This window comes from Streptomyces sp. NPDC059989 (assembly GCF_042736975.1).
GTDB lineage: Bacteria > Actinomycetota > Actinomycetes > Streptomycetales > Streptomycetaceae > Streptomyces.
The window spans coordinates 25,471-49,091 of sequence record NZ_JBHWUO010000052.1; the positions used below are offsets into that span (position 1 = coordinate 25,471).

Annotated in this window: 26 protein-coding genes and 3 pseudogenes; 21 read left to right on the top strand and 8 right to left on the bottom strand. The window is 70.1% G+C overall.

Translation table 11 applies throughout. From position 1 onward, the window contains the following. Positions 1-4 precede the first annotated feature (4 nt). The 11 genes from ACFWBN_RS32445 to ACFWBN_RS32495 all read left to right on the top strand — a co-directional run bounded on the left by ACFWBN_RS32445 (position 5) and on the right by ACFWBN_RS32495 (position 9,389). Positions 5-253, top strand: coding sequence for an acyl carrier protein (locus ACFWBN_RS32445; protein WP_385182871.1), 249 nt, complete (start codon positions 5-7; stop codon positions 251-253). A gap of 6 nt (positions 254-259) precedes the next feature. Further along, positions 260-1,672 carry a class I adenylate-forming enzyme family protein gene (locus ACFWBN_RS32450; RefSeq protein WP_385182874.1) on the top strand — a complete coding sequence of 471 codons (1,413 nt, stop codon included), beginning with the start codon at positions 260-262 and terminating at the stop codon, positions 1,670-1,672. Next, the gene (locus ACFWBN_RS32455) at positions 1,659-3,404 is read left to right on the top strand and encodes an AMP-binding protein (protein WP_385182877.1); all 1,746 of its coding nucleotides are present in this window, start codon (positions 1,659-1,661) and stop codon (positions 3,402-3,404) included. Before ACFWBN_RS32450 ends, ACFWBN_RS32455 begins: the two co-directional genes overlap by 14 nt. After that, positions 3,401-4,336: a JmjC domain-containing protein gene (locus ACFWBN_RS32460; RefSeq protein WP_385182880.1), complete on the top strand. Its 936-nt coding sequence runs from the start codon at positions 3,401-3,403 to the stop codon at positions 4,334-4,336. Before ACFWBN_RS32455 ends, ACFWBN_RS32460 begins: the two co-directional genes overlap by 4 nt. A 414-nt stretch (positions 4,337-4,750) precedes the next feature. Then, positions 4,751-5,356 carry a LuxR C-terminal-related transcriptional regulator gene (locus tag ACFWBN_RS32465; RefSeq protein ID WP_385182884.1) on the top strand — a complete coding sequence of 202 codons (606 nt, stop codon included), beginning with the start codon at positions 4,751-4,753 and terminating at the stop codon, positions 5,354-5,356. Between the two features lie 114 nt (positions 5,357-5,470). Continuing rightward, complete coding sequence (locus ACFWBN_RS32470) at positions 5,471-6,328, top strand: BTAD domain-containing putative transcriptional regulator (protein ID WP_385182941.1); 858 nt, start codon at positions 5,471-5,473, stop codon at positions 6,326-6,328. A gap of 187 nt (positions 6,329-6,515) precedes the next feature. After that, entirely contained in the window at positions 6,516-6,725 is a 210-nt protein-coding gene (locus tag ACFWBN_RS32475) for a hypothetical protein (RefSeq protein WP_385182887.1), read from the top strand. A 552-nt stretch (positions 6,726-7,277) separates the two neighbouring features. Beyond that, on the top strand, positions 7,278-7,700 hold the full coding sequence (locus tag ACFWBN_RS32480; RefSeq protein WP_385182890.1) for a hypothetical protein: 423 nt from the start codon (positions 7,278-7,280) through the stop codon (positions 7,698-7,700). Positions 7,701-7,711: 11 nt separating this feature from the next. Beyond that, entirely contained in the window at positions 7,712-8,158 is a 447-nt protein-coding gene (locus ACFWBN_RS32485) for a hypothetical protein (RefSeq protein WP_385182893.1), read from the top strand. Positions 8,159-8,277: 119 nt separating this feature from the next. Beyond that, on the top strand, positions 8,278-8,421 hold the full coding sequence (locus ACFWBN_RS32490; protein ID WP_385182896.1) for a hypothetical protein: 144 nt from the start codon (positions 8,278-8,280) through the stop codon (positions 8,419-8,421). Between the two features lie 764 nt (positions 8,422-9,185). Then, positions 9,186-9,389 carry a winged helix-turn-helix domain-containing protein gene (locus tag ACFWBN_RS32495; RefSeq protein ID WP_385182944.1) on the top strand — a complete coding sequence of 68 codons (204 nt, stop codon included), beginning with the start codon at positions 9,186-9,188 and terminating at the stop codon, positions 9,387-9,389. Positions 9,390-9,863: 474 nt separating this feature from the next. On the opposite strand, the gene ACFWBN_RS32500 is transcribed toward ACFWBN_RS32495, so the two are convergent. Both ACFWBN_RS32500 and ACFWBN_RS32505 read right to left on the bottom strand, forming a co-directional pair. Beyond that, positions 9,864-11,105 carry a tyrosine-type recombinase/integrase gene (locus ACFWBN_RS32500; RefSeq protein ID WP_385182899.1) on the bottom strand — a complete coding sequence of 414 codons (1,242 nt, stop codon included), beginning with the start codon at positions 11,103-11,105 and terminating at the stop codon, positions 9,864-9,866. A 419-nt stretch (positions 11,106-11,524) separates the two neighbouring features. Then, positions 11,525-11,992, bottom strand: a complete 468-nt coding sequence (locus ACFWBN_RS32505) for an Lrp/AsnC family transcriptional regulator (RefSeq protein WP_385182902.1) — start codon at positions 11,990-11,992, stop codon at positions 11,525-11,527. Positions 11,993-12,086: 94 nt separating this feature from the next. On the opposite strand from ACFWBN_RS32505, the gene ACFWBN_RS32510 reads away from it, so the two are divergent. Then, entirely contained in the window at positions 12,087-12,935 is an 849-nt protein-coding gene (locus ACFWBN_RS32510) for an LLM class flavin-dependent oxidoreductase (RefSeq protein ID WP_385182905.1), read from the top strand. 11 nt (positions 12,936-12,946) lie between these two features. Then, positions 12,947-13,375 carry a nucleoside deaminase gene (locus tag ACFWBN_RS32515; RefSeq protein WP_385182908.1) on the top strand — a complete coding sequence of 143 codons (429 nt, stop codon included), beginning with the start codon at positions 12,947-12,949 and terminating at the stop codon, positions 13,373-13,375. A gap of 373 nt (positions 13,376-13,748) precedes the next feature. On the opposite strand, the gene ACFWBN_RS32520 is transcribed toward ACFWBN_RS32515, so the two are convergent. After that, on the bottom strand, positions 13,749-14,600 hold the full coding sequence (locus ACFWBN_RS32520; RefSeq protein ID WP_385182910.1) for an MBL fold metallo-hydrolase: 852 nt from the start codon (positions 14,598-14,600) through the stop codon (positions 13,749-13,751). Positions 14,601-15,090: 490 nt separating this feature from the next. Between ACFWBN_RS32520 and ACFWBN_RS32525 the strand changes: the two genes are divergently transcribed. The 3 genes and pseudogenes from ACFWBN_RS32525 to ACFWBN_RS32535 form a co-directional block, all read left to right on the top strand. Continuing rightward, positions 15,091-16,320, top strand: coding sequence for an MFS transporter (locus ACFWBN_RS32525; RefSeq protein ID WP_385182913.1), 1,230 nt, complete (start codon positions 15,091-15,093; stop codon positions 16,318-16,320). Between the two features lie 78 nt (positions 16,321-16,398). Next, positions 16,399-16,772, top strand: a pseudogene (locus ACFWBN_RS32530) (ArsR/SmtB family transcription factor). Between the two features lie 11 nt (positions 16,773-16,783). Further along, positions 16,784-17,207: pseudogene (locus ACFWBN_RS32535) on the top strand (cation transporter); the annotation flags it as partial. Here the strand turns inward: ACFWBN_RS32535 and ACFWBN_RS32540 are convergent. The 3 genes and pseudogenes from ACFWBN_RS32540 to ACFWBN_RS32550 form a co-directional block, all read right to left on the bottom strand. Next, a pseudogene (locus ACFWBN_RS32540) lies at positions 17,196-17,395 on the bottom strand (NAD(P)/FAD-dependent oxidoreductase); the annotation flags it as partial. The pseudogenes ACFWBN_RS32535 and ACFWBN_RS32540 overlap by 12 nt on opposite strands. A gap of 4 nt (positions 17,396-17,399) precedes the next feature. After that, positions 17,400-17,819 carry an arsenate reductase ArsC gene (locus tag ACFWBN_RS32545; protein ID WP_315895706.1) on the bottom strand — a complete coding sequence of 140 codons (420 nt, stop codon included), beginning with the start codon at positions 17,817-17,819 and terminating at the stop codon, positions 17,400-17,402. A 57-nt stretch (positions 17,820-17,876) separates the two neighbouring features. Further along, positions 17,877-18,506 carry a low molecular weight phosphatase family protein gene (locus ACFWBN_RS32550; protein ID WP_385182917.1) on the bottom strand — a complete coding sequence of 210 codons (630 nt, stop codon included), beginning with the start codon at positions 18,504-18,506 and terminating at the stop codon, positions 17,877-17,879. Positions 18,507-18,582: 76 nt separating this feature from the next. On the opposite strand from ACFWBN_RS32550, the gene ACFWBN_RS32555 reads away from it, so the two are divergent. The 4 genes from ACFWBN_RS32555 to ACFWBN_RS32570 all read left to right on the top strand — a co-directional run bounded on the left by ACFWBN_RS32555 (position 18,583) and on the right by ACFWBN_RS32570 (position 21,149). Next, entirely contained in the window at positions 18,583-18,897 is a 315-nt protein-coding gene (locus ACFWBN_RS32555; RefSeq protein ID WP_385182920.1) for an ArsR/SmtB family transcription factor, read from the top strand. 40 nt (positions 18,898-18,937) lie between these two features. Continuing rightward, positions 18,938-19,729, top strand: a complete 792-nt coding sequence (locus ACFWBN_RS32560) for an aquaporin (protein ID WP_385182923.1) — start codon at positions 18,938-18,940, stop codon at positions 19,727-19,729. Continuing rightward, the gene (locus ACFWBN_RS32565; RefSeq protein WP_385182926.1) at positions 19,726-20,781 is read left to right on the top strand and encodes an ArsO family NAD(P)H-dependent flavin-containing monooxygenase; all 1,056 of its coding nucleotides are present in this window, start codon (positions 19,726-19,728) and stop codon (positions 20,779-20,781) included. The genes ACFWBN_RS32560 and ACFWBN_RS32565 overlap by 4 nt, the downstream gene beginning before the upstream one ends. 89 nt (positions 20,782-20,870) lie before the next feature. Further along, positions 20,871-21,149: a hypothetical protein gene (locus ACFWBN_RS32570; RefSeq protein ID WP_385182929.1), complete on the top strand. Its 279-nt coding sequence runs from the start codon at positions 20,871-20,873 to the stop codon at positions 21,147-21,149. 17 nt (positions 21,150-21,166) lie between these two features. Here the strand turns inward: ACFWBN_RS32570 and ACFWBN_RS32575 are convergent, their stop codons facing one another. Further along, a complete protein-coding gene (locus ACFWBN_RS32575; protein ID WP_385182932.1) occupies positions 21,167-21,661 on the bottom strand; it encodes a GNAT family N-acetyltransferase in 495 nt (164 codons plus the stop codon). Beyond that, positions 21,658-22,020, bottom strand: a complete 363-nt coding sequence (locus tag ACFWBN_RS32580) for an ArsR/SmtB family transcription factor (protein ID WP_385182935.1) — start codon at positions 22,018-22,020, stop codon at positions 21,658-21,660. Before ACFWBN_RS32580 ends, ACFWBN_RS32575 begins: the two co-directional genes overlap by 4 nt. 132 nt (positions 22,021-22,152) lie before the next feature. On the opposite strand from ACFWBN_RS32580, the gene ACFWBN_RS32585 reads away from it, so the two are divergent. Continuing rightward, positions 22,153-23,517 (top strand): NAD(P)-binding domain-containing protein, encoded by a 1,365-nt coding sequence (locus ACFWBN_RS32585; protein ID WP_385182946.1) that lies wholly within the window; start codon positions 22,153-22,155, stop codon positions 23,515-23,517. Positions 23,518-23,621 lie beyond the last annotated feature (104 nt).

The window sequence follows — 23,621 nt, forward strand, 5'->3', positions numbered from 1 at the left end:
CGCCATGTCCGACACGCCGATTGACGAGGTACTGACCGCCGTGAGCGAGGTGTTCGGCAGGCCGGCCGTGCCCGAGGACGATTTCTTCGCCCTCGGCGGCGACTCCATCACCGCGGTCGAACTGAGCCTCCGTCTGGAGGAGAGCCTGGGTGTTGAGGTCGATGTCGAACTGGTCGCCAGCCTCCCCGACTTCGCGGCACTCGCCGCCGCGCTCGCGCAGCCCTCTCCCGCCTCGCCGACAGCCAAGCACTGAGGAATCATGAAGCCTTATCTCTGGGACCCCTGGGCCACCGCGCGGACCCACCCCGACCGCGTGGCCGTGATCGCCGACGGCGAGCAGAGCACCTACGGCGATCTCACCGGTCGTGCGGACGCCCTGGCCCGAGGGCTGCGCGCCCACGGGATCCCGGACGGCGCGGTCGTGTCGACCGACATCCCCACCGGGCCGGCCTTCTTCGCACTGGCCCTGGCCGCGCTGCGACACGGCTTCGGACTCTTTCCCATCGACCGTGAGCTGCTCGGGATTCCCATGGGACCGTCCCTGCTCGCCTCGGTGTCCACCGCCGCGCACATCAGTGCGCAGCCCTGGGCCGACGGCCCCGCCCTGCCCTGCCCGGTCGTGACGGACACGCAGCTGACGGCCCGGGCGGACGGCCCCGGCACGCTTGCGACGCCGCCGGCCGCGGGCCGCCTCGTGTTCGCCACCTCCGGCACCACCGGACTGCCGCAGGCCGTGGCGCGGACACGCCCACGCAGGCCGTACCGCGGGGTCGCGGTCGTCGAACGCTACGGCGCCGGAGCCGGCCGGGGCCCGCATCTGATGGCCAACCCCACCTACCACTTGGGCACTCTCGGCCCCGCCCTGTACGCGCTGCAGGCGGGCAGCACGGTCGTCGTCCAGCGAACCTGGTCCTGCGACGCCTTCACGGAGCTGGCGGACCGCCACCGTGCGGACAGCGTCATGCTCAGCCCCGACCGCCTGACCGACCTCGTCGAGGCCGGTGCGGCACTGCGCCACCCCTTCCAGGTCGTCTTCCACGGCGGAGCCGCCTGCCCACCCGGGGTCAAGCGCGCGGCCATCGACCTGTTCGGGCCGGTCCTGCACGAGTACTACGGCACGTCCCACGGTGTCATCACCGAGATCACGACGGCGGAGTGGCTGGCCAGGCCGGGATCGGTCGGACGGCCCCTGCCGGGGATCCGGGTCGAGATCTCGCGGGAGGGCCGGCCCGTGCTCGCGGGCGAGACCGGGGACATAGACATCCTGCTGCGGGCGGCCGACCGGGCTCCGTCCGACACCGGCGTGCTGAAGACCGGGGACGTGGGCCATCTCGACGACGAGGGATATCTGTTCGTCCTCGGCCGGGCCGAGAGTCCGCGGGAGATCCGGATGGCGCGGCTCGAGCACGACATCCGGTTGCTGCCCGGAGTCACCGACGCCGCCGCCTTCGACGGCGCCGGCGACGTTCCGGTGTGCTTCGTGGAACACGGTCACGGTGCCGACTTCCAGGACCCGGTGCCCGCCATCGAGGCCACGGCGGAACAACTGGACCTGCCCTCCCCGCGCGTCGTGCTCGCGGTTTCGGGCTCCCTGCCCCGTACGCCCAGCGGCAAGCTGAGGCGGGCCGATCTCGGCGTCCTGGCCCGGAGCGCTCCCCATGGTCCCCGGTAGCGGAGGACCAGCCCACGACTCCGCCACAGCCACCGGATGGCTCCGGCACCACGCCCGGCATCGGCCGGACGCCATCGCCCTGACCAACTGGGACGAAGGCGAGATCCTGGGCCGTACGACCTTCGGGGAACTGGACCGGCTGGTGGACACCGTCGCCCGCGCGCTGCGGGGCCTGGGCGCCGAACCCGGACACCGGGTGGTTCTGGTGCTGCCGAACGACGAGACGTTCGCCGCCGTCCTCCTCGCCGTGATCGGCACCGGACTCGTCGCGGTTCCCGCCCCGGGCCCGCGAACGATGCGCGCGGAGGCGTTCGAGCAGCGAGTGCGCGCCATCGTCCGGGACTGCTGCCCGGCTCTCGTGATCACCACGGAAGCGTGGCGGGACACGGTGCGCGCCGCGCTGGAGGACTCCGCCACGCGGGTCCCGATCCGCACCTGGGAAGAGCTGCGGGCGGTCGCCGCCGCCCTGCCGGAGCGCGGCCGCGGGCCCGACGCACGGGTGAGCCCGCGAACGCCCGCCTTTCTCCAGTACACCTCCGGATCGACCGGCTCTCCCAAGGGCGTCGTCATCGATCACCGCGCCCTGCGGTCGAGTTGCCGCCAGGCGGCCGTCTGCTACCGCGAGAGCCCGGCCGACGTCGCCGTGACATGGGTGCCGCTCAGCCACGACATGGGTCTGATCACCGGAATCTTCAGGCCGCTGTTCAGCGGATACGAGTCCGTGCTCCTGCCGACCGAGCGCTTCGCCCGCCGTCCGGCGGAATGGCTCTCCGCTCTCACCGTCTGCCGCGGCACACTGTCCAGCGCTCCCGACTTCGCGTACGACCTGTGCGCGCGCAAGACCACCGACGACGAGATGGCCACCCTGGACCTGCGTGCATGGCGGGTCGCGCGCAGCGCGGGTGAGGTGGTCCGCACCGCCACCGCCGAGCGGTTCGCCGCCCGGTTCGCGGCAGCGGGGTTCCGGGCCGAGGTCCTGTGTCCCTCGTACGGGATGGCGGAGGCGACCCTCACGGTCGCCGCCACCACCCCCGAACTCCCGCCGCTCCGCCTCGCCGTCAGCACCGAAGCACTGCGTGCGGGCCACGCGGTCCGCGCCGCGCGGGGAACCCCCTCCACCACCCTGCTCTCCTCGGGCGTCCCGCTGCCGGGAACCCGGGTACGCATCGGCGACGGCCGCCAGGACCCGCACCGCGTGGGAGAGATCTACATCCGGGGCCCGCAACTCTTCAGCGGCTACTGGCGCAAGCCGGTCCGGCGATCCCACTGGCACCCCACCAGGGACCTCGGGTTCCTCGACGGCGGCCAGCTGTTCGTCCTCGGACGGACGGACGACGTACTCGTGCACCGCGGCCGCAACTTCCACGCGGTGGACATCGCCGCGGCCTGTGCCGACGTACCGGGCCTCAGACCGGGGCGGTGCGCCGCCTTCACCGTCGGGGGCGAGGCGGCCGGTGAACTCCTGTGCCTGGTGGCGGAAGTGACCGGCGGCTCCGGCGCACCGTCCCCCGCGCAGGTGGCCGCCCAGGTGCGGCGCCGGCTCGCCCAGGTCCTCGACCTGTACGTCTCCGAGGTCGCCCTGCTGCCCGCTGGCGGCCTTCCTGTGACGACCAGCGGCAAGGTGCGGATCTCCGAGACGAAACGGCGCTTCGAGCGGGGCGACCTGCCCATTCTCAGGCCCCACGTGCCCCGGCGCACATCGTCCGAGCACAGAGAGGAACGCACGACATGACCATTGCGCACTCCACGACACTGTCCCGGTGGGTCGGCGACCCAGTGGCCTTCGCCGCCGACCACTGGCGCCGCCGTCCCAGTGTCTTCACTCCCGACGGCTCCCTCGTCAGTCCCTTCACGCCGGCCGACGTGGACGACGCCCTCGCCAGCGGCTTCCTGCTCGAGCCCTACCTGGAGATGACCAGCGCCGAGGGTCCCCTGCCCGCCGACACCTACTTCTCGGCACGTTCGGTCCGAGGCGTCTCCCATCCGGGGTTCGCCGACCAGAAGAAGATACGGGGGCTGATCGAGCAGGGCGCGACCCTGCTCTTGCACCGGGTCGACCAGTGGCACCGCCCCACCCGCGATCTGCTGGCCCGTCTGTCGGCCGAACTCCAGCGGCCGGTGGAGGCGTTCTGCTTCGTCACCCCGCCCGGCGCCCAGGGAGCTCCACTGCATCGCGACGACGCCGATGTGCTCGTTCTCCAACTGGCCGGCAGTAAGGACTGGCGTGTCTACGAGGGACCGGCGAACGGTGAATGGCGCGAGGGGAGTACGGAAGGGGAGAAGCCGGCGGAGGTGCTGCGCGCCACCGTGCACGCCGGTGACGTCCTGTACATCCCACGCGCCTTCGCCCATGAGGCAGTCGGGAGCGGCGGCCTGTCCGTGCACCTGTCGCTGACGATCCGTGAGGTCCACAAGGGCGATCTGTTCCGCAGCCTTCAGAAGCTCACGGCCAGGGCGATGAACGTCGAAGCGCGCCCGTTGGACGACGAAGCCGTCCTCGCCGCCGCCACCGCCATGCTCGAGCACGTGAGCAAGGCACTGGCCGGTCTGACCCCTCAGGACCTGGTGGACCACGCGAGGCGGACCAGGCTTGCCGCCCTGCCCGATCCCGGTGCACCGGTCTCGCTCGGTGACCTGGCCGCCGGGTACGCCGATCCGCGGTGATTCCGCGCGTCCCGACGGCGGAGGCCGTACCGGTCGCCATCGGGCGTCCGGAGCCCTGCTGACACCGGGCACCGGTCCGAGGACCCCGGCCGGCCCGTCGTCGTCGCGGCTCGGGGACCGGACGGTCCGCCGGCGCCCGGTGCCGCTCCGCTCGCTGTACCCGGGTGCCGGCCGCCGTCCCGCTGCCATTCCTCGGAAGCGGGCCCGGGACCGCAGAGTTCCCGGGTGCGGGCAGCTCCCGCGCTCATCGATTCCGCACTGATCGTGCGCTGATCGCCGTGAGCCAGTATGGCCGTAACCGAACAGGTCGGGCGCGTGCAGCGCTCCATGCCTGGCGGCGCCTACGACAGGTCTGCCTTGCGAGTCGCCGTCGATCGGGCCGGCAGGGTGCAGTCGAAAGCCACAGGAGCACGAATGGGTCATTCCGCGCTGACAACGGACAGAGAGTTCTTGGTTTTCCTCGACCGTAAGCACCAAATGCAGTACGGGAGTCCGGAATTCTTCCGGCAGTTTGGCGGGTCGGGCGAGGAACTGTACGGAAAGCCGTTCAGCTACCTCATAGAATCGGACCTCCGCGAGGCTCTTGACCGCGGCCTGAACCAGCTGCTCGTCGGAGATCGGGACCAGTTCAGTCACCGCATAGCACTGCGGCGACGGTCTGCCACACCGCTCAGTGCCGTGCTCACGGCGACAGCCCTGTGGGGTAGTTCGCCGAACAGGGCCGTGGCCATACAGCTCTTCCACCCCACGGACCCCGCCGGCCCGAAGACCGTCAGGGAGAGTCTGGTCATCGGTGAGATGGCGGCGAAAATCCTCGAAGGAACCGCGGCAGGACTGACATCAGAATTTCTGGCCTCACGTTTATTTATCAGCCCCAAGACCGTCGATTACCACATCTCGCGCATGCTCCGGCAGTTCGGCATGCCGAATCGGGTGGCGCTGATCGCGCTCGCCTACTCGACGGGAATACTGCAAATCAACTCGTGGCCGCCCCGGGTCGCCGATGAGTTCATAAAATAGGAATCCGGATGAGTCTATACCCCGCCCCTCGTCTGACATGCGGCCCGTCATCAGGACGCGTCGCTATTTCCTCGGATGGTCCTTGTTTCTCGTAAGGGGGTAGAAGTGGAGCTCATGCGCAGAGCGTGGCAGGGCGGCGGAGCCTCCCGTTCGGACGCCGACCCGGACGCGGGGGTCGAGACCGGCCCCACTCAGCTGAATCTCTTAGGGCCGCTCGAGATCCTCGTGTCCGGTGTCACCGTTTCCCCGGGAGGAGCGAAGCCACAGATCCTCTTCGCCTACCTGTGTCTCCATGCCAACCGGCACGTCTCGGTCGACAACATCATCGAGGCCGTCTGGGGGGAGACGCCACCTTCGAGCGCCAAGAAGAACATCCAACTGTACGTGAGCCGCCTGCGCCGGCAGTTCGCCTACGCGACCGGCGTCCGTCTGATCACGACCAGCGACGGGTACCAGCTCACGGCCGAGTCCGATCAGGTTGACCTGGTGCGGTGCCAGCAACTGTGGCGGCTCGGCCAGGAAAGCCTCCACAACGGTGCGCCCAAGGAGGCCGGAAGGCTGCTGCGCGAAGCGATCCGGCTGTGGCGGGGTAAGCCTCTGAGCGGCCTCACCCACACTCTGGTCATGCAGGCCGAGGCGGCCAGGCTGGAACAGTTCCGGCTCGGACTGCTGATGAAGTACTTCCAGGCGCAGCTCGCGGACGGTCAGCACTTCGAGATAATTCCCGAACTCCTCGCCACGGTCACTGATCATCCGCACCAGGAACGACTGCGCGCGGATCTCATGATGGCCCTGTGGCGGTCCGGCCAACGCCACGCCGCGCTGGCCACCTATCGCGAGGCGCACCAGCTGCTCGCCGACGACCTGGGAATCTTCCCCGGACGGCAGTTGCATGCCCTGCACCAGGCGATCCTGGCCGACGACGCGGAGATCATGGGTGGCCTAACGGCGGACCGGAGCGTCGCTCCATGACGTCGTTCACGGCCCGTGGGAAGTCGCTTTCGTCGCGGAGGCGGCCGTCGCGGCATTGTGCACAGCAGCCACCGATTCACTGCCCGACCTGCACATTGATCGCCTGTTGATCACGGTCTGGCAGCATGGCCAATCGCTGTGGGCCCCGTGGCACGCGGCGCAGAACTCACCAGAACGGATGCATAAAATGAAGCGATACAAATCCGGCGTTCCGCTGCGTCAGTCCCTCTCGGTCGCTGTTCTGGCGCTGCCGTTCATCCTGGCCGCCGTCATCGGCGGTTCCTCCGTCGGCGGAGTGGCGAACCACCCGTCGTCCGGCACGGTGAACCACCACGACCGGGCCGCGGACCTGGAGTGGAACGGCACGGGGTCGGAATACCACAGGCCCCTCTCGTGACTGGCCGACGGCGGGCAATCGACGCGGGCGATCGCCAGGAGTGACCGTCGGCCGGGGGCGGCGTGACGCAGCCGGGGTGGGGCGCGGACTCACCCCAGGGGTGTGCGGCGACCACCGCATCCTCACAACCGTGGAACACGTTCACAGCCGCCGCGTCCACCGGGACGGACCCCGTATGACCACCGGCCGGAACCGGACCCGTCCCCACGCCACGTGACGCCCCCGGCGTGGCCCGATTCCGCGCTGCCGATCCGGCGCACGTTGCGGACAGGGTTCTTGTCGGCCTGCCCCAACTGGCCGATCACCGGAACGCGGTTCCCGCCGGTGTTGCCCCGGCGCGCTCGCCGGGGCCGCACGGGCACCGAACGGCCCTGAATCGATGACCCCGGATCTCTGCGTGGCGGGCGTGGGTATCGGGTCGTGCTCGGCCACGCCCATCTCGGGTGGACGACCGAATGCGGGGAACCAGCCCGCCGAGTGCGGTCGAAGCATTCGGGTGAATGCACTTGCGGCCCCTGTACGCATCGGCGAGGAGGTCGGGATCCTTGACGGGTGATCACTGCTTCTTTACAGCGGGCGGCCGTGCTGGTGGCGGTCGTGGCACTCCTGGGCGCCGCTCCGGCCGGCGCCCCGCTCGAGTCCTGGGACACGACGGAGAGGTGCGTGCAGACGGATTGGGACAGCCGTCGCATCCCCACGCGGACGGGGAACTCCGAGCTGGGGTGGCAGCACTTCTCCCGGCCGCATGGCAGCACGAGCTGCAGGCTCATCAACGCCGCCCTCAACGGCAAGCCCGACAAGCTGTCCGACCAGCAGCGCGACCTCGAGTACTGGGGATCGGCCATCAAGAAGGGCCGTCAGGTCGACTTCGTGGTCAAGGTCCGCTACGCCAATACCACAGACGACGGCAGGTACGAAGCGCCCGGGGCGAAGGGGAAGGTCGGAGTCATCACGGCCTATTGCCGGGGGATGTAGAAATGCCCGTCATGGGTCAACTGACCTGCTCCGAGGGCTGCCTTGCCCGCGCACAGCATGCCGTTTCCGCAGCCCTCTCGCACTACACAGACACTCCCATTGCCAGGCCGTACTACGTCCGCGGGTGTGTTCCCGCGCCGGACGACGCGGCCGTCATCGTCGCGCTGTGGACCGGCCCGAGCGCACGCGAGAAGAGGAACCTGTTCCTACTTGTCCCGCTGGTGTCGGGTGGACTGCCCGTCCCGCCGCGGTGCGTGGTCGCGGGGCTGATGCGGCTCGGCCGCGGTACATACCTGTTCGGCTCTGTCGGGCGGCGCTTCGACGGCAAACTCCTCCACGACGGCAGCGCTCTGGTGGAAGGCGGGGGCCGGTCCTGCCTGTGTGACGGTGCCCCGGAACCCGAAGGGCCGCGGGGCTTCTACTTCGAGCGCCCCGGCGAACCGAGGTGCTACCCATGACCGATGGGCCGGGATGAGATCCCCCTCGCCCCGCGGCTGATGGTTGCTCTTGACGATGGTGCGGGCGGGGGCCGTGCTGACCGGCGAAGCGAGCGGCGGCTGAGGGCGGTAGTGGATCAGTGCTCGATCTGGAAGCGGCTTTGGCTGATGACGGACTGCCGGATGCGGTTGGTGAATTCGGGGCTTCGGGCGATCCGGTCGACCCCGCCGGCCTGGTCCACAGCTTTCGGCCGACAGAGTCCTTCGTCGTGCCGTTCTGGTAGGCGTGGGTCACGATCGCGACCTGGTGGTTCGGGTGGTCGGCGATGACCTGATTGCCCCACGCGATCTCGGCGTCGGTGGGCGCGTACTTCAGGGCAAGGATCAGCCAGTCCGTGCCGCCCGCCGAGAACATGTGGTAGCTGTTGTCGTTCTGTGCGGCCGGGTACGAGCCGCCGAACGACGGCAGGCCCGAGAACGCGCTGCGGGGGAAGTGGTAGTTGAACGCCTTCGCGTCGCGCACCACGGCCGGGTTCTGCCCCAGAAGTCGCAGGCGCCGATGCGCCGCAGCAAATGGAAGACCGTCTTGAACCCGTAGTCATCCCAGTTGTCGTCTCCGAGCGAGACTATGCCTGGACGAGTACGGGCAGATTCCCGCGCGTTGGGCGCCGTGGTGAAGTACACCGCGGCACATTACCGAACATGCTCTGGGCAAGGTACTGAACTTGATTGGGTGGTGTCGGATGCGTTCGCCTGACGGCGGCCGGTCCCGCTCCGGTAGCCCTGGACCGTGAGATACGCGCAGGGCGGCGGGTTGACCGACGCCGGGAGGGCCGTGAGGGAGCGGGTCCGGCTGCAGGCCGTGGGACGCTTCGAGGGCGGGCAGAAGAACAGGGAGATCGCTGCCGCGCTGCGGGTCAGTGAGCCGGTGGCGCCGCCAATGGCGCGAGCGCGGCGAAGCGGGGTCCTGTCGAAGGGGTCGTCGGAGCGGCCGAGGCTCAGCGACGCGCAGATCGCGAGGCAGGAACGGGAGCTGGAACGCGGGCCGATGGTCCACGGCTGGGCCGACCAGTGGTGGACACTTGCACGGATCAAGACGTTGATCGGCCACCTGCTCCACGTGAGCTACACGGTGGAGGGCACGTGGCTGCTGCTGAAGCGGCACGGCTGGTCCTGGCAGCAGCCCGGCGGGCGATCGAGCGGGACGCCGCGGCGATCGCGGTCTGGAAGAAGGAGACCTGGCCGCGGGTAAGAACACCGCGGCGGCGTGTGAGGGCTGGAGCCTCTTCGAGGACGAAGCCCGTCAGTCGATGACGCCGCCTCGCGCGAGGAACTGGGGACGCAAGGGCTCGTGGGCTACCTGCGGTAGAGGTCATGACCTCGACGAGGCCGGCCCGCAGACCGGCAAGAACCGCGCGGACGCGGTGCTTGATCGTATCCACGGGCCACCACGCCCGCGGCGGCCGCGGTGCGTGGGTTGGTTCATGCCGCCTCGCCTCGCCGAGTGCCTGATGGCAGGGCAGAGCCCGCTCGCTGGGGACCAGTTGGGCACCACACGGTATGCGTGATGGCGCACGATGGAGCCTCTTACGCACAACTTACGCCCCCATTAACTCTGTTATATCCAGAAAATACCCACGAACCTCACTCCTGGGGGTCAAGGGGTCGCAGGTTCAAATCCTGTCGTCCCGACCATGCTTTTAGCAGGTCGGAGGCCGTTCTCTCGCTATCGAGAGGGCGGCCTTTCGTGCGTCCGGGGCCATGGTGGTAGCAGTGTGGTCGCAGGTCCGGTCTGTGGCCGGGAGGCCGTAGCGCGGAAGGCCGGTGCCGCGGGGGAGCGGATTCGGCGGACGACCTCACTGAGCCGGTGGATGTGGTCGCGTGGTGGTCGCAGCCACGCCGTACGGCCCGTTGGGTGGTTGGCCGTCTCGGCTCCGGTGAGCGTGTGGTCGATGATGTTGACGGCTTCGCGGGCTGCCTGCTGGGTGAGGTGGCTGTAGAGGTTCGCGGTGGTCGACAGGGTGGAGTGCCGCAGCGTCTTGGAGACCACGGTCAGAGGCACGCCCGCGGTGATGGTGATGGTGGCGGCCAGGTGCCGCAGGTCGTGAACGGTCACCCGCGGTACGCCGGCTTCTTGGGACAGCTGCCGGAGCCGGTCGAGGACGGTGTGGGGCCGAAGCGGTCGGCCGTCGGGTCTGCAGAAGACGAGCCCGGAGAACGGGTCGCTTGGGTCGCTGTGGGCGTGAGCCCTTGACCGGGCCCGGTGTTGGAGGGCGGCGCGACGCGGGGTGAGATGGCGACCCAGTTCTTGCTGGTACGGGTCTTCGGGGTGGTGATGACGAGGTGGTTGGTGTCGATCGCGGAGAGCGTGCAACGTGCGTAGAGGACGCTCTCTTTTAGGTGGACGTCGGTCCAGTGCAGCCCGAGGGCTTCGCCCTTGCGCAGGCCGGTGCCGATGAGGAACTCGAACAGGTCGGCCCTCTCCGGGTCGGTGTGCCGGCAGTGCTGGAGGAAGCGGACGGCTTCGCCCGCGGTCCAGATCTGCCGTTCTGGAGAGGGTGGCCAGGCACCGGTAAAGGGTCGTCCGGCCGCGGCCGGCGGCCGGCTGGCTGGTGACGAAGGCCGAGATGTGCCGGTGAGCGAGCTGATCGAGCTGATCGAGCTGATCGAGCCTGAGGGTGCCGAACGCGGGGACGAGGTCGTTGCGGACGTAGTCGCGGTACCGGGCCATCGTCGTCGGCTTCAGCACGAGGGCCTTCGCGGTGAGCCAGGTGTTCAGGTAGGCGGCGGCCGTCTGCTTCGGGTCCGCGTAGAACCCGCCGGCCTCTCCCTCGAGGAACCGGCGCAGGGCCTGCTCGGCCGAATCCTGGCTGGGGTAGCCGCCCCGCCGCCCCGTCGTCCGGCGACGGGCTGGGGTGGGACGGCGACGGCGAAGCCGGCGGTGGTGCGCATGGCAATTCGCCTCCACGAGGCGGAGAAGGGTCTGGCTCCTTCAGCCTGGGACCACACGCGACCACCACGCCCGTCGGATGCATGGTGACCCGTGCGTTTCCCTTGTCCGGGCGCCAAGGGCAGCGCGTTGAACCAGCTCCGGGGGACGCCCAGCTCTTCGTCTGCTGGTGGTACATGCATCGAACCTCAGCTGATCAGCAAGAATCGGGCTGCCTGCGGGGAAGCGTAGTGGGCTGGTCCGGAACTGGCCCGGATCTTGGTCGGCGCCCGGGGAGAGGCCCCCGCTTCCCTGCTGATCGTGTCGATCACGACGTCCACATCACGGAGGCTCGTGAAGTCGGCCTCGTGTAGTCGAGCAGTTCGTCCGCGCGGAGCTCCCGCAGGAAGGTGTGGTTGGCCGCCCGGGCCGTGCCGATCACGTACGCCCCGCGGGCCTCAGAGCGGCCGGGTAGTGGCCCCAGGCTCTCGTGGGCCGCGGAACGGCAGAGTCCGACTGAGGACGAGGTTGGTGGTCGTGCTCCCGAACTGGGCCAGCGCGTCGACAATCTCCTCCAGCTGGGCCATCGACGTGGCTGCCACCTTCAGGACGTAGCAGTCGTCTCCGGTGGTGCGCAGGCACTCCAGGATCTCCGAGCGCTCCCCGAGCAGTTGACGCAAGGGCTCGTGCCGGGTTCCCGGATATTTCAGCCGAACAACGGCCAGCGCCATGTATCCGGTCCGCTCGAGGTCCACCTCCGCCCGGTACCCCGTTATCACCTCGGCCGCCTCCAGCCGCCGCACCCGCTCCGTCGTCGCCGACGCGCTCAGATTCACCCGCCGTGCCAGCTCTGTGAACGCGATCCTGCCGTCCCGCTGAAGCTCATCCAGGATCGCCCAGTCTGTCGCGTCAAGATTCCCGGTCATCCGCCCAGATTACCGGGCGATCCACGGGCGAACCGCGTCTGAACAGGCAGGAATTCCTTCTGGCAGTCCCTGGTCCCTGACTAGCCTGGGCTTCGTGAAGATCGGAATCAACGTCCTCAATTTCGGCCCCGGCACCGACCCGGGAATCCTGCGGAGCTGGGCCCAGACCGTGGAGGGCCTGGGCTTCGACCTGTTGATGGTCTCGGACCACATCGCCATCACTCCCGACGTAGCCGAGCGATATCCGGCGCCCTTCTACGAGCCGTTCACCACCTTGTCCTGGCTGGCTGGTCTCACCACTCGGGTCCGGCTTGGCACGACGGTCCTCATCGCTCCCTACCGACACCCCCTGCTCACCGCCCGTATGGCGGCCAACCTGGACCAGCTCAGCGGTGGCCGGCTGGTCCTCGGCGTGGGGGTGGGCTGGGCACGGCAGGAGTTTGCTGCTCTCGGGATCCCGTTCGAACGCCGTGGACGACTGACCGACGATCACCTGCGGGACATTCGGGCGGCCTGGGCGAACACCTCCTCCTATGGAAACAGGAGGATCCCGGTATGGGTTGGCGGCAACAGCGACGCGGGGCTGCGCCGGTCCGTGCGGCTCGGGGACGCATGGCATCCGCTGCGCTGCACCATGCCGTGGCTGCGTGAAGCAGTGGTCAGGCTGAAGGCGTGCGCGGACGAGCAACACCTCCCCGTGCCCGCCCTGGCCCCCCGGATCGCTCTCAAGCTCACCGAGGCACCGGTCACCGGACCGCAACGCCTCGCCGGGGAGGGAACGATCGACCAGATCATGGACGACCTCGACCAACTGCGGTTGCTGGGCGCCGAGACCGTTGTCCTCGACCCCTACAACGGCGACCCCCGCGAGACCTGCCGCCCACAGGCGGGTTGGCAGGCGCTCGCCACGGTGGCCGCTCACTTCTACTCTCCCCGCACCTGAACGGAGCAGTCATGACCACACTTGACGACCACACCCTCCTCCGGCGCGCCATCGCGCTCGCAGCCAAGGCGCGCGAGGGCGGTGACCCGCCGTTCGGGTCGCTGTTGACGGGACCGGACGGGACGGTTCTGGCAGAGGCGCACAACACGACCCTCACTGACAAGGACATCACCGCGCACCCGGAACTGAAGCTGGCGAGGTGGGCCGCGAGGGAGTTGGACGCGGCCACCGCGGCGGGAACCACGATGTACACCAGCTGCCAGCCGTGCGGGATGTGCGAGGCGGTCATCCAACGGGCGGGGCTACGACGGGTGGTGTTCGCCCTGTCCAACGAACAGCTCCTGGACATCAGGCCGGGCAGCGGCCGGCCGCCGGTGCCGCAGGAGGGCCCCGCGCTGCTCGACGAGGTGCGGTCCGTGGTCGAGGGATACTACCGCTGACGATGAGGTCGTCCGGGAGTGCCGGGTGGGTTGGGGGTGGCCCCCGTTTCGTCCCCAGACCGGAGTGCCGGATCACAGGCTCGCGAACTTCCGCAGCGTCTGCTCGAATTGCCGAGCCCGGCTTTGCGGCGAACGGGTCCAGCCCCCAGCACGACGGCTCGTCGGGCAGTGCGATGAGCTCGCCGTGCGGGGTCAGTTCACCCACGACCGGGCGGATGGTGCAGCACGTACGCCCGGTCCCGGACCTGCGCGACCGGGTGATCCGCCCACATCCGCGCGGGTCGCGGTTCTCAGAGACTGAGCGGCAGTGACCACGGTCACTGACGCCGGACACCGGTGTGCACGGCACTGCGGCGCCGTGCGACAGCGCGTCTCACGTCCCCGACGGCCGCGGCTGCTCCGGCGGAACCGAACTCTCGGCAACCGCCATCCACTGGTCCAGGTCGGCCTGGGTGAACTCTGCCCACGGTGGGATCTCGGGGAGCTGGCGGAGGAGGTCGTAGGCCTCGGGGATCTGGGAACCGCGGAGGACAGGGCAGTGGCAGCCGGCGATGACCTCGGCGTTCAGGTGTTGGAATGCGGAGACCACCGTCCCGAACTTTTGGGCGTCCAGCAGCGCGACCCAGGGGGAGACCAGCCTTCCGCCGAAGAACTGGCCGTCGCGGAATTCGTCCGGCGACAGCGCTGCCATTTCGGGCATGGGGGTCGGCACGTTCGTGGCGAAGGTGTCGACGGCCCACAGGACGTTGGTCTTCGGGTCGAAGAGGGCGCGGGTTGTGGGGTTGTCGTACAGAGGCGGTCGTTTGGCGACCAGGGTGCGGTCGCCCGCGTCGATCGTGTCGCCGTCGGTCATGAAGCGGCACCGGTTGATGGGGGTCTCCCACTCCTCGGCCATGCGGCCGATGGAGAACCATGTCGTCAGCAGGGTCGCGTTCGGGCAGTCGGCGAGGACCGCCAGGAGGTTGCCGGCATGGTCGCGGTCGTCGTGGGTGAGGAAGATCCACCGTACGTCCAGGGGATCCACGACGGACCAGGCTGCCTCCAGCCACTGGGAGCGCACTGCGGGCGCCCCGGTGTCCACGAGGATCGGTTCGGCTCCCCGGATCACCATCGAGTTCATCGGGAAGTGGCCGACCGGCGGGGCCTCAAGAGCCCACGGGATGACGAACGTCTCCTCGGCGATCTTGTACGGCTGCAGAAGGTTGAAGGTATCCGTGGCTGTCATCGCTGCTCTCCCTAGTGTGGAGTCGCCGCAGCGTCCATGTATCCAGTGCAGCCGCCTGCCGGGCTGTCGTCAACCGCAGAACTCGTGGTGGTCGGCTGCGGTGAGCGACTATGGCCTTCAGCGGATCCGGAGAGCCGTATGTTCGGGGCGGCCCGGTGATGCTGATGCCCCAGAGCCCTCTGGGGCACCGGGCCTCGCCGCGCACGCCATATCGGCTGCACCCGACCCTGGCCGCCCCGGGAGGCCCACCGGAACTGCCGCTCCGGGGAGTCCGGGGACTCCGTCCCGGGCGAAGCCGGCACGGGAACCCGAACGATGGGCAGGCAGGGGCAGCCCGGATCACCGTTCCGTTGCGTAGATGCGCTCGAAGACTTGGGTTCTCCTGCGATCTGCGAGGTCGGCGGCCTCGGAGAGATCGCAGACCCCGGCCTGCGGAGCTGGTGGGATCGTCCACTGTGAACGACTCCTTGCGCCCGTCAGACTGCCCAACATGACTGACACCGCGCCGCCCGCTGACACCGCCCCCGACCAGGACCGGTGGCTCACCCCGGGCGTCAAAGGTATCGGCTCGGCCAGTTTCCTCGCCGACGTCGGCCATGAGATCCCGACCGCGCTGCTGCCCTCCCTGCTGACCTCCACGCTCGGCGCTCCCGCCGCTGCGCTGGGGGCGATCGAGGGTATTTCCGACGCGCTGGCGGGGGCGGCCAGGTTCGGTGGCGGCGTCCTCGCCGACGATCCGGCGCGACGTCGGAAGGTCGCCGTCGGCGGGTACGCGACGACCGCGGTACTGGGCGCGGCGACCGCGGGCGCCACCGCGGTGTGGCAGGTGGGTCTTCTCCGTGCCGCCGCCTGGACCGCACGCGGGCTTCGGGTACCTGCCCGCAACGCCCTGCTGGCGGACATCGTCCCGCCCAAGGCGTACGGGCGGGCGTACGGGTTCGAGCGGATGATGGACAACCTCGGCGCGATCTTCGGGCCCCTGCTTGCTCTCGGCCTGGTCGCGTGGGTCGGCGTCCAGTGGGCGATCGGCCTCTCGGTCATTCCCGGGCTGATGGCCGCCGGCGCGATCATCTACGCGATCCGCAAGACCCCGCGCCCGACCAGCAGGGACAAGGTGCCCCTCAAGATCCGCATCAAGCCCGTCCTCCGGGGTGACCTGGGCAAACTGCTGGGTGCGGTCGCCGCGTTCGAGGTCGGCAACGTAGCCGCCACCCTGCTGATTCTGCGCGCCTCGGACCTGCTGACTCCCGAACACGGCACGAAGACCGCGACCACGATCGCGCTCGGCCTGTACGCCGCCTACAACGTCGCGGCCACCGTCGCCTCCGTCCCCGCCGGGCGGCTCTCCGACAAGCTCGGCCACCGTGGACCGGTCATCGTCCTGGCTGGCGGCGTCGCCGCCTTCGCCTTCTCCTACGGCCTGTTCACTATCGACGCCTCCGCGATCGCCCTTCTCGCGATCCCGTTCGTCCTCGCCGGCGTCGGTATCGGCGCGGTCGAGACCGCACAGCACTCCGCCGTAGCCGCCCTCGCACCGAAGGGCCTGCGCGGCTCCGCCTTCGGCATGCTCGCCACAGTCCAGTCCCTCGGCAACCTCGCCGCCAGCACCATCGCCGGCATCCTCTGGACCACCGTCTCCCCGGCTGCGGCCTTCACCTACCTCACGGCCTGGATGGTCTTGGCCCTGGCCGGCTTGCTCATCTCTGCGCGCCGCCGATAGCTCGACGGGAGAGAGATCCGCCTGCGGAAACCGCGATCCATGGTTCCCTGAATTCAGGATTCTTTGTGCTGTTGCGGTGTGCTGACCGTCGCTTCTGACATCGAGGTGCCGGCTCGTTTCGGCCGCGCGCTCGCCGATCCGATCCGCTGCCGCCTGCCGCCTGCCGCCTGCCGCCTGCCGCCTGCCGCCTGCCGCCTGCCGCCTGCTGCTGGCGCGGCGCCAGGGCTCCCGCGTACCCGTCCGATCTGGCTGACCGGCTCGGGGTCTCCCGGACCCGGCTGTCGAACCATCTCGCCTGCCTACGCGACTGCGGCCTGGTCGTCACCGTTCCCGACGGCCGGCGCACACGCTACGAACTCGCAGACGAACGCCTCGCCCACGCCCTGGACGACCTGCGCGCCGCCGTGGTGGCGGTCGAGGCCGACAAGGCCTGCCTGGAATCCGAGACGTAGGGCTGCTGCTGATGGCCTCGATATCGCTGGGTCCGTCACCGGCCCGCCGAGACGTGCTGGCCCGCCGAATACGCCTGCTCGTCACCGCCACCATCGCCTACAACATCATCGAGGCGATCGTCGCGATCACCGCAGGGACGCCCGCCTCCTCCACCGCCCTGATCGGCTTCGGCCTCGACTCGGTCATCGAGGTCTCCTCCGCCACCGCGGTCGCCTGGCGGCTCCGGCGAGGCCGACCGCTCGATCCCCGGCATCGTCATTGCCGCCCTGTCGCTCGCGGTGATGCCCTTCCTCTCCGCTGCCCAACGCCGGGCCGGTCGCGAACTCGGCTCCGCCAGCGCGGTCGCCGACTCCAAGCAGACCCTGCTGTGCACGTACCTCTCCGCAGTCCTCCTGGTCGGCCTGGTCCTCAACGCCACCCTCGTCGACCCCGTCGGGGAAGCCGGGGAAGTTCTCCACCTCGGTCGTGGTGGTCAGCGACCCGCCGACGAAGATGGAGCTGCCGAACAGCAGGGGCTTCAGCTGCGCTCGGGCGGTGTAGAGGGCGGCGGTGTATCCGGCGGGGCCGGAGCCGATGATGATGACGTTGCGTATGCCTCGTCGGCGGTGGTCGCGTCGGTCACGGGATCAGCCCTGCTTCTTGGCGTCGATCTCGGCGATCAAGCCCTCGATGAGGCCCTTGATCTCGTCGCGGATGGGGCGGACGGCCTCGACGCCCTGGCCGGCCGGGTCCTCCAGCTGCCAGTCGAGGTAGGTCTTGCCGGGGAAGTACGGGCAGGCATCCCCGCAGCCCATCGTGATGATGTAGTCGGACGCCTGGGCGGCCTCGGGGGTGAGGACCTTCGGCTTCTGGTCGGAGATGTCGATGCCCAGCTCGGCCATGGCGGCGACGGCCGAGGGGTTGATCTGCTCGCCGGGGACGGAGCCGGCGGAGCGGACCTCGACGCGGTCGCCCGCGAGGTGGCGCAGGAACCCGGCCGCCATCTGGGAGCGGCCCGCGTTGTGGATGCAGACGAACAGGACGGAGGCGGCAGGAGCGGAGGACATCTGTTCTTCCTTGGGGTGAGGCGACTGCGGTGGGGATCTGTGGGGATCTGTGGGGCTTCAGGGGGCGAGCTGGGTGAGCAGCTCGGTGATGTGGGCGTCGATGGCGTCGCGGATGTCGCAGACGACGGCGATCGGCGCTCCGTCGGGGTCGGCCACGGGCCAGTCGAGGTAGCGGCGGCCGGGCATGACGGGGCAGGCGTCGCCGCAGCCCATCGTGATCACGACGTCGGCGGCCTGGACGACCTCTTGGGTCAGGGCCTTGGGGTAGGCATCGGCCAGGTCCACGCCGGCCTCGGTGAGGGCTTGGGCGATGTGCGGCTCCACCGCGTCGGCGGGGTGGGTGCCCGCGGAGGAGACCGTTACCCGCTCGCCTGCCCGGTGGGCCAGGAGGGCGGCGGCCATCTGGGAGCGGCCGGCGTTCTGGCTGCACACGAACAGCACCCGGGTCGGCCCGCTCGTCAGCCCTTGGGTGTGGGCGAGGGCGTCCAGGCGTTCGGCGGTAAGCCGTTCCGCCGGCACGACCAGGTGCGTGCGGATCCGTGCCTGTTCGGCAAGACGTGCGGAGGAATCGGAGAGCAGGCTCAGCACGGTTTCCGGCGCGAAGTGGCCGGCGTACCGGGAGGCGAGATGGGCAGCCCCCGCAGCCAGGCGTTCGTCCGGCAGGAGGGGCGAGGAAGGCGTGGACATGGCGTTCCCGTTCAAAGGAGCCAATAAGGTCAGCTCGGACTGGTGTCAGCCTCAGCTGATGTGACAGTATCAGTCCATGATGACGTCAGTCGACACTGATCTGATCCGGGTTCTGGCCGACCCGCTCAGGCTCCGGATCGTGACCCTGCTCGCTCGCGAGACGCTGTGCACCACCCACCTCGTGGAGGAGACGGGTGCCAAGCAGACGAACCTCTCCAACCACCTGAAGGTGCTGCGCGAGGCCGGGGTCGTGGATACGGAGCCATGCGGGAGGTACATCTACTACCGCCTGCGTCCGGAAGTCATCGAAGTCCTCGCCGGTCAGTTCGCCGACCTCGCCACGACCGCGCGTGCCACCGCCGAAGCGAACCTCAAGCGGTCCTGCCCATAGCCTTCCGCGCTTTGCCTCACCTGCCCGAGGAGAACCCGTCTTGACCGCCACCGAGCCCGTCGCCGCCCCCGCAGTGGAGAGCGACATAGCCGCCGACGCGCCCCAGCCCGCCCCCGGCGCGACCCCGCCCCGCACCCCGCTGATCGCCCGCGCCGCCGCCGAGCTCGTCGGCACCGCGGCCCTGGTCGCGATCGTCGTCGGCTCCGGCATCCAGGCCACCGAGCTCACCCAGGACGTGGCTCTCCAGCTGCTGGCCAACTCCACCGCCACCGTGTTCGGGCTCGGCGTCCTGATCGCCCTGCTCGGTCCGGTCTCCGGTGCGCACTTCAACCCGGCCGTCACCCTGGCCGAGTGGTGGACCGCCCGCCGCGGCGGCGCCGGCGTCACCGCCCGCGAGCTCGCTGTCTACGCGCCTTCGCAGATCGTCGGGGCCATCGCGGGCGCGATCCTGGCCGACGCCATGTTCGGCGAGCCGCTGGTGAAGTGGTCCACGCACGACCGCTCCGCCGGAAACCTGCTGCTGGGCGAGGTCGTCGCGACCGCCGGCCTGATCCTGCTGATCTTCGGCCTGGCCCGCACCGACCGCCTCCGCTTCGCACCCGTCGCCGTGGCCTCCTACATCGGCGCCGCGTACTGGTTCACCTCCTCCACCTCCTTCGCCAACCCGGCGGTCACCATCGGCCGCGCCTTCACCGACACCTTCGCGGGCATCGCACCGGCCTCGGTGGTCGGCTTCATCGGCATGCAGCTGGTCGGCGCCGTGGTGGGCCTGGCGCTCGTGGCGGTCATCTTCATGCGCGGCAAGAGCGACACGGAGCAGCCCGCAGCATGACGCAGCGCACGGACGTGGTGGTGATCGGCGGCGGCCAAGCAGGGCTCGCCGCCGGTTACCACCTGCGCCGGCTGGGCATCGAGCACGTCATCCTCGACGCCCAGGCGGCACCCGGCGGGGCCTGGCAGCACACCTGGGACTCCCTCCGTCTGTTCTCCCCGGCGCAGTACTCCTCGCTGCCCGGGCGGCTGATGCCCGCCCAGCCCGGAGAGACGTACCCGGACGCACAACATGTCGTGGAGTACCTCGCCGACTACGAGAAGCGCTACGAGCTGCCGGTCCAGCGCGGCGCATGGGTCGACGCGGTCCATCGCGACGGCGCTCGTCTGCGGGTGGCGAGCGACTCGGGCGCCTGGCAGGCCCGCGCGGTCATCAGCGCGACCGGCACCTGGACCCGCCCGTTCATCCCCGCCGTCCCCGGTCGCCGGGAGTTCTCCGGCCGCCAGCTCCACACGGTGCAGTACGAAAGCCCCGCCGAGTTCGCGGGCCGGCGGGTGATCGTGGTCGGCGGCGGCAACTCCGGCGCCCAGATCGCCGCCGACCTCGCCTCTGTGGCCGAGCTGACGTGGGTCACCCAGCGTCCGCCCCGCTACCTGGCCGACGACATCGACGGCCGGGCCCTCTTCGACGCGGCCACCGCCCGCCGCCGCGCCCTGGACGCCGGCCGCACCGACACCGGTGGCGTGGCCTCCCTCGGTGACATCGTGGCTGTGCCGCCCGTACGCGCCGCCCGCGATGCCGGACTCCTGCATGCGAAGCCGATGTTCACCCACCTCACCGCCACGGGCGCCGAGTGGGCCGACGGCACCCTCGCGGAAGCGGACGCGGTCATCTGGTGCACCGGCTTCCGCCCAGCCCTCGCCCACTTCGCCTCATTGCGCCTGCGTGGCACCCGCGGCCACATCGCGACCGCCGGCACCCGGGCGCTGGATGAGCCCCGTCTGCACCTGCTCGGCTACGGAGACTGGACCGGCCCCGCCTCCGCCACCCTCATCGGCATTGGCCGTCCCGCCCGCGACGCCGCACGTGGGATCGCATCCCTGCTGTCCTGACTGCAGGGCAAGGCTCCGCGCCGTGACCTGCCGGCACGCCTACCCTGGAACCGCAAGGCTGTCCGGGGGGCCTGCGGGAAGGCCGTCCGATGCACATGCGCCACCACTTCCACATCGACCACGCCGGCCACTCGGTAAGCGTCACCGTCGAGACTGGCCGCAACCCCGTGGTGGAAGTCCTCGTGGACGGCAAGGAAGTCGCCCACGAGACGACCGCCCACGACCGGCCCATCGTCCTGCCCATTGAACTGCCCACCGACCCGCCGACTTCGGCCGAGGTCAGGACGGCATCCGGGCCCGGTGTCCCGCGCTGCATCCTGCACCTGCCCGACGGCGAGCAGCACGTCATGTCCCCGCGCCCGTACTGACCGGCAGACGGGAAACGTCAGGTGACAGCGGGGCTGCGGCGCTCCAGCAGGACCACGTCGCGCCATACGCCGTGGTGGCGGCCGATGCGTTCGCGGGTGCCGATGATCCGGAAGCCGGCCCGCTGGTGGAGGGCGAGGCTCGCGCGGTTCTCGGGGAAGATGCCGGACTGGATCGTCCAGATTCCCGCGGCCTCCGTCGAGTCGATCAGTGCGGTGAGGAGCTGCATGGCGACTCCTTGCCCGCGGGCGGCGGGGTGGACGTAGACGGAGTGCTCGACCACGCCCGCGTACGCGCACCGGTCCGATACCGCGCTCGCCGCGACCCAGCCCAGTACCTTGCCGTCCTCGCCGACGGCGGCGAAGCGGTGCTCCGGCAGCTTGCTCGCCTCGAACACCTGCCAGGTGGGGGTGGTGGTCTCGAAGGTGGCGTTGCCCTCGTCGATTCCCGCCTGGTAGATCGCCAGGACCTCATCCGCGTGCGCTGCGGCCAGCGGCGCGATGGTGATGCTCAAACGGAGGCCGCGCGGGTCAGCAGCTGGCCCATGGCGGCGAGCACCGAGGGCTCGACCCGGTAGTACACCCAGGTGCCGCGCCGCTCGGAGGACAGCAGCCCCGCCTCCCGCAGCTTCTTCAGGTGGTGGGAGACCGTCGGCTGGGAGACGCCGACGTCGGAGATGTCGCACACGCATGCCTCGCCGCCCTCGTGCGAGGCGACCAGCGAGAAGAGCCGCAGGCGGACCGGGTCGCCCAGGGCCTTGAACATGACGGCGGTCCGCTCGGCCTCCTCGGCCGTCAGCGGGCGCTCCGACAGGGGCGAGCAGCATGCCGCCACGGCCTCCGGCTCCAGCAGCGGCAACACCTTCGTAGTCATGCCCCCATCATCCGAGAAATTTCGACGGATGTCTATGTTGACGAACGTCGATCCAGGGTCCACTCTGGAGGCGTCAGGACATCGACAGACGTCGAATCAACTGGGGAGCCCGCCGTGAACGCCGTGAACGCCGTGAACGCATCTACCGAAGCCCTGCCCGTCGTCGTGATCGGCGCCGGCCCGATCGGACTCGCCGCGGCTGCCCGCCTCATCGAGCGGGACATCGAGCCCCTGGTCCTGGAGGCCGGACCGGCCGCCGCGTCCGCCGTGCGCGACTGGTCGCACGTCCGCCTCTTCTCCCCCTGGTCCGAGGTCGTCGACCCTGAGGCCGAGAAGCTCCTCGCCCCTACCGGCTGGGTGAAGCCCGACGGTGCCACCTACCCGTCCGGCGGCGACTGGGCCGAGCTCTACCTCCAGCCCCTGGCCGACGTCCTCGGCGACCGCGTCCGCTACAACGCGACCGTCACCGGCGTCTCGCGCACCGGCCGCGACCGCATCGTCGACGCCGACCGCGAAACCCAGCCCTTCGTCGTCCACCTCACCAGCCCCGAGGGCCGCGAGGAGAGGATCTTCGCCCGCGCCGTCATCGACGCCTCCGGCACCTGGTCCACCCCCAGCCCGGCAGGCGGCAGCGGCCTGCACGCACTCGGCGAGAAGAGCGCGGTCGACCACATCACGTACCGCGTCCCAGACCTCAAGGACCCGGCCGTCCGCACCCGCTACGCCGGCAAGCGCACCGCCGTGATCGGCTCAGGTGCCTCCGCATTCACCGCTCTGGCCTACCTCGCCGACCTCGCCAAGAACGAAGAGGACGGCATCGGGACGCACGCGACCTGGATCCTCCGGCGCGGGATCAGCGGCTCCACCTTCGGCGGCGGCACCGCCGACCAGCTGCCCGCCCGCGGCGCCCTCGGCCTCGCCGCCAAGGCCGCCGTCGACGGCGGCTACGCCGACGCCGTCACCGGTTTCCGCACCGACGCCATCGAGAAGACCGAGGACGGCCGCCTGGTCCTCGTCGGTGAGGACGGCCGCCGCCTGGACCCTGTCGACGAGGTCATCGTCCTGACCGGCTTCCGCCCCGACCTCACCTTCCTCGACGAGCTCCGCCTCGGCCTGGACGAGCGCCTCCAGGCACCGACCGAACTCGCCCCGCTGATCGACCCGAACCAGCACTCCTGCGGCACCGTCTACCCCCACGGCGCGGGCGAGCTCTCCCACCCGGACAAGGACGTCTACCTGGTGGGCATGAAGTCCTACGGCCGCGCTCCCACCTTCCTCGCCATGACCGGCTACGAGCAGGTCCGCTCCATCGCCGCGGCTCTCGCAGGCGACCAGGCAGCCGCCGAGCGCGTCGAGCTCACCCTCCCCGAGACCGGCGTCTGCGGCGGCGCGGGCCTCTTCGACCAGCCCGAAGCCGCCGAAGAAACCGGCGGCGGCTGTTGCGCCGCCCCGGCCACCCTCACCATCGGCGCCCCCGCCTCCTCCGGCGGCTGCTGACCACCGTGCCCAACACCCAGGCCGGCGTGGGGCCGCCCCCGACCCGGGGGGGGGGGCCGCCCCCCCCCCCCCCCCCCCCCCCCGGGGCCCCCCCCGGCACCCAC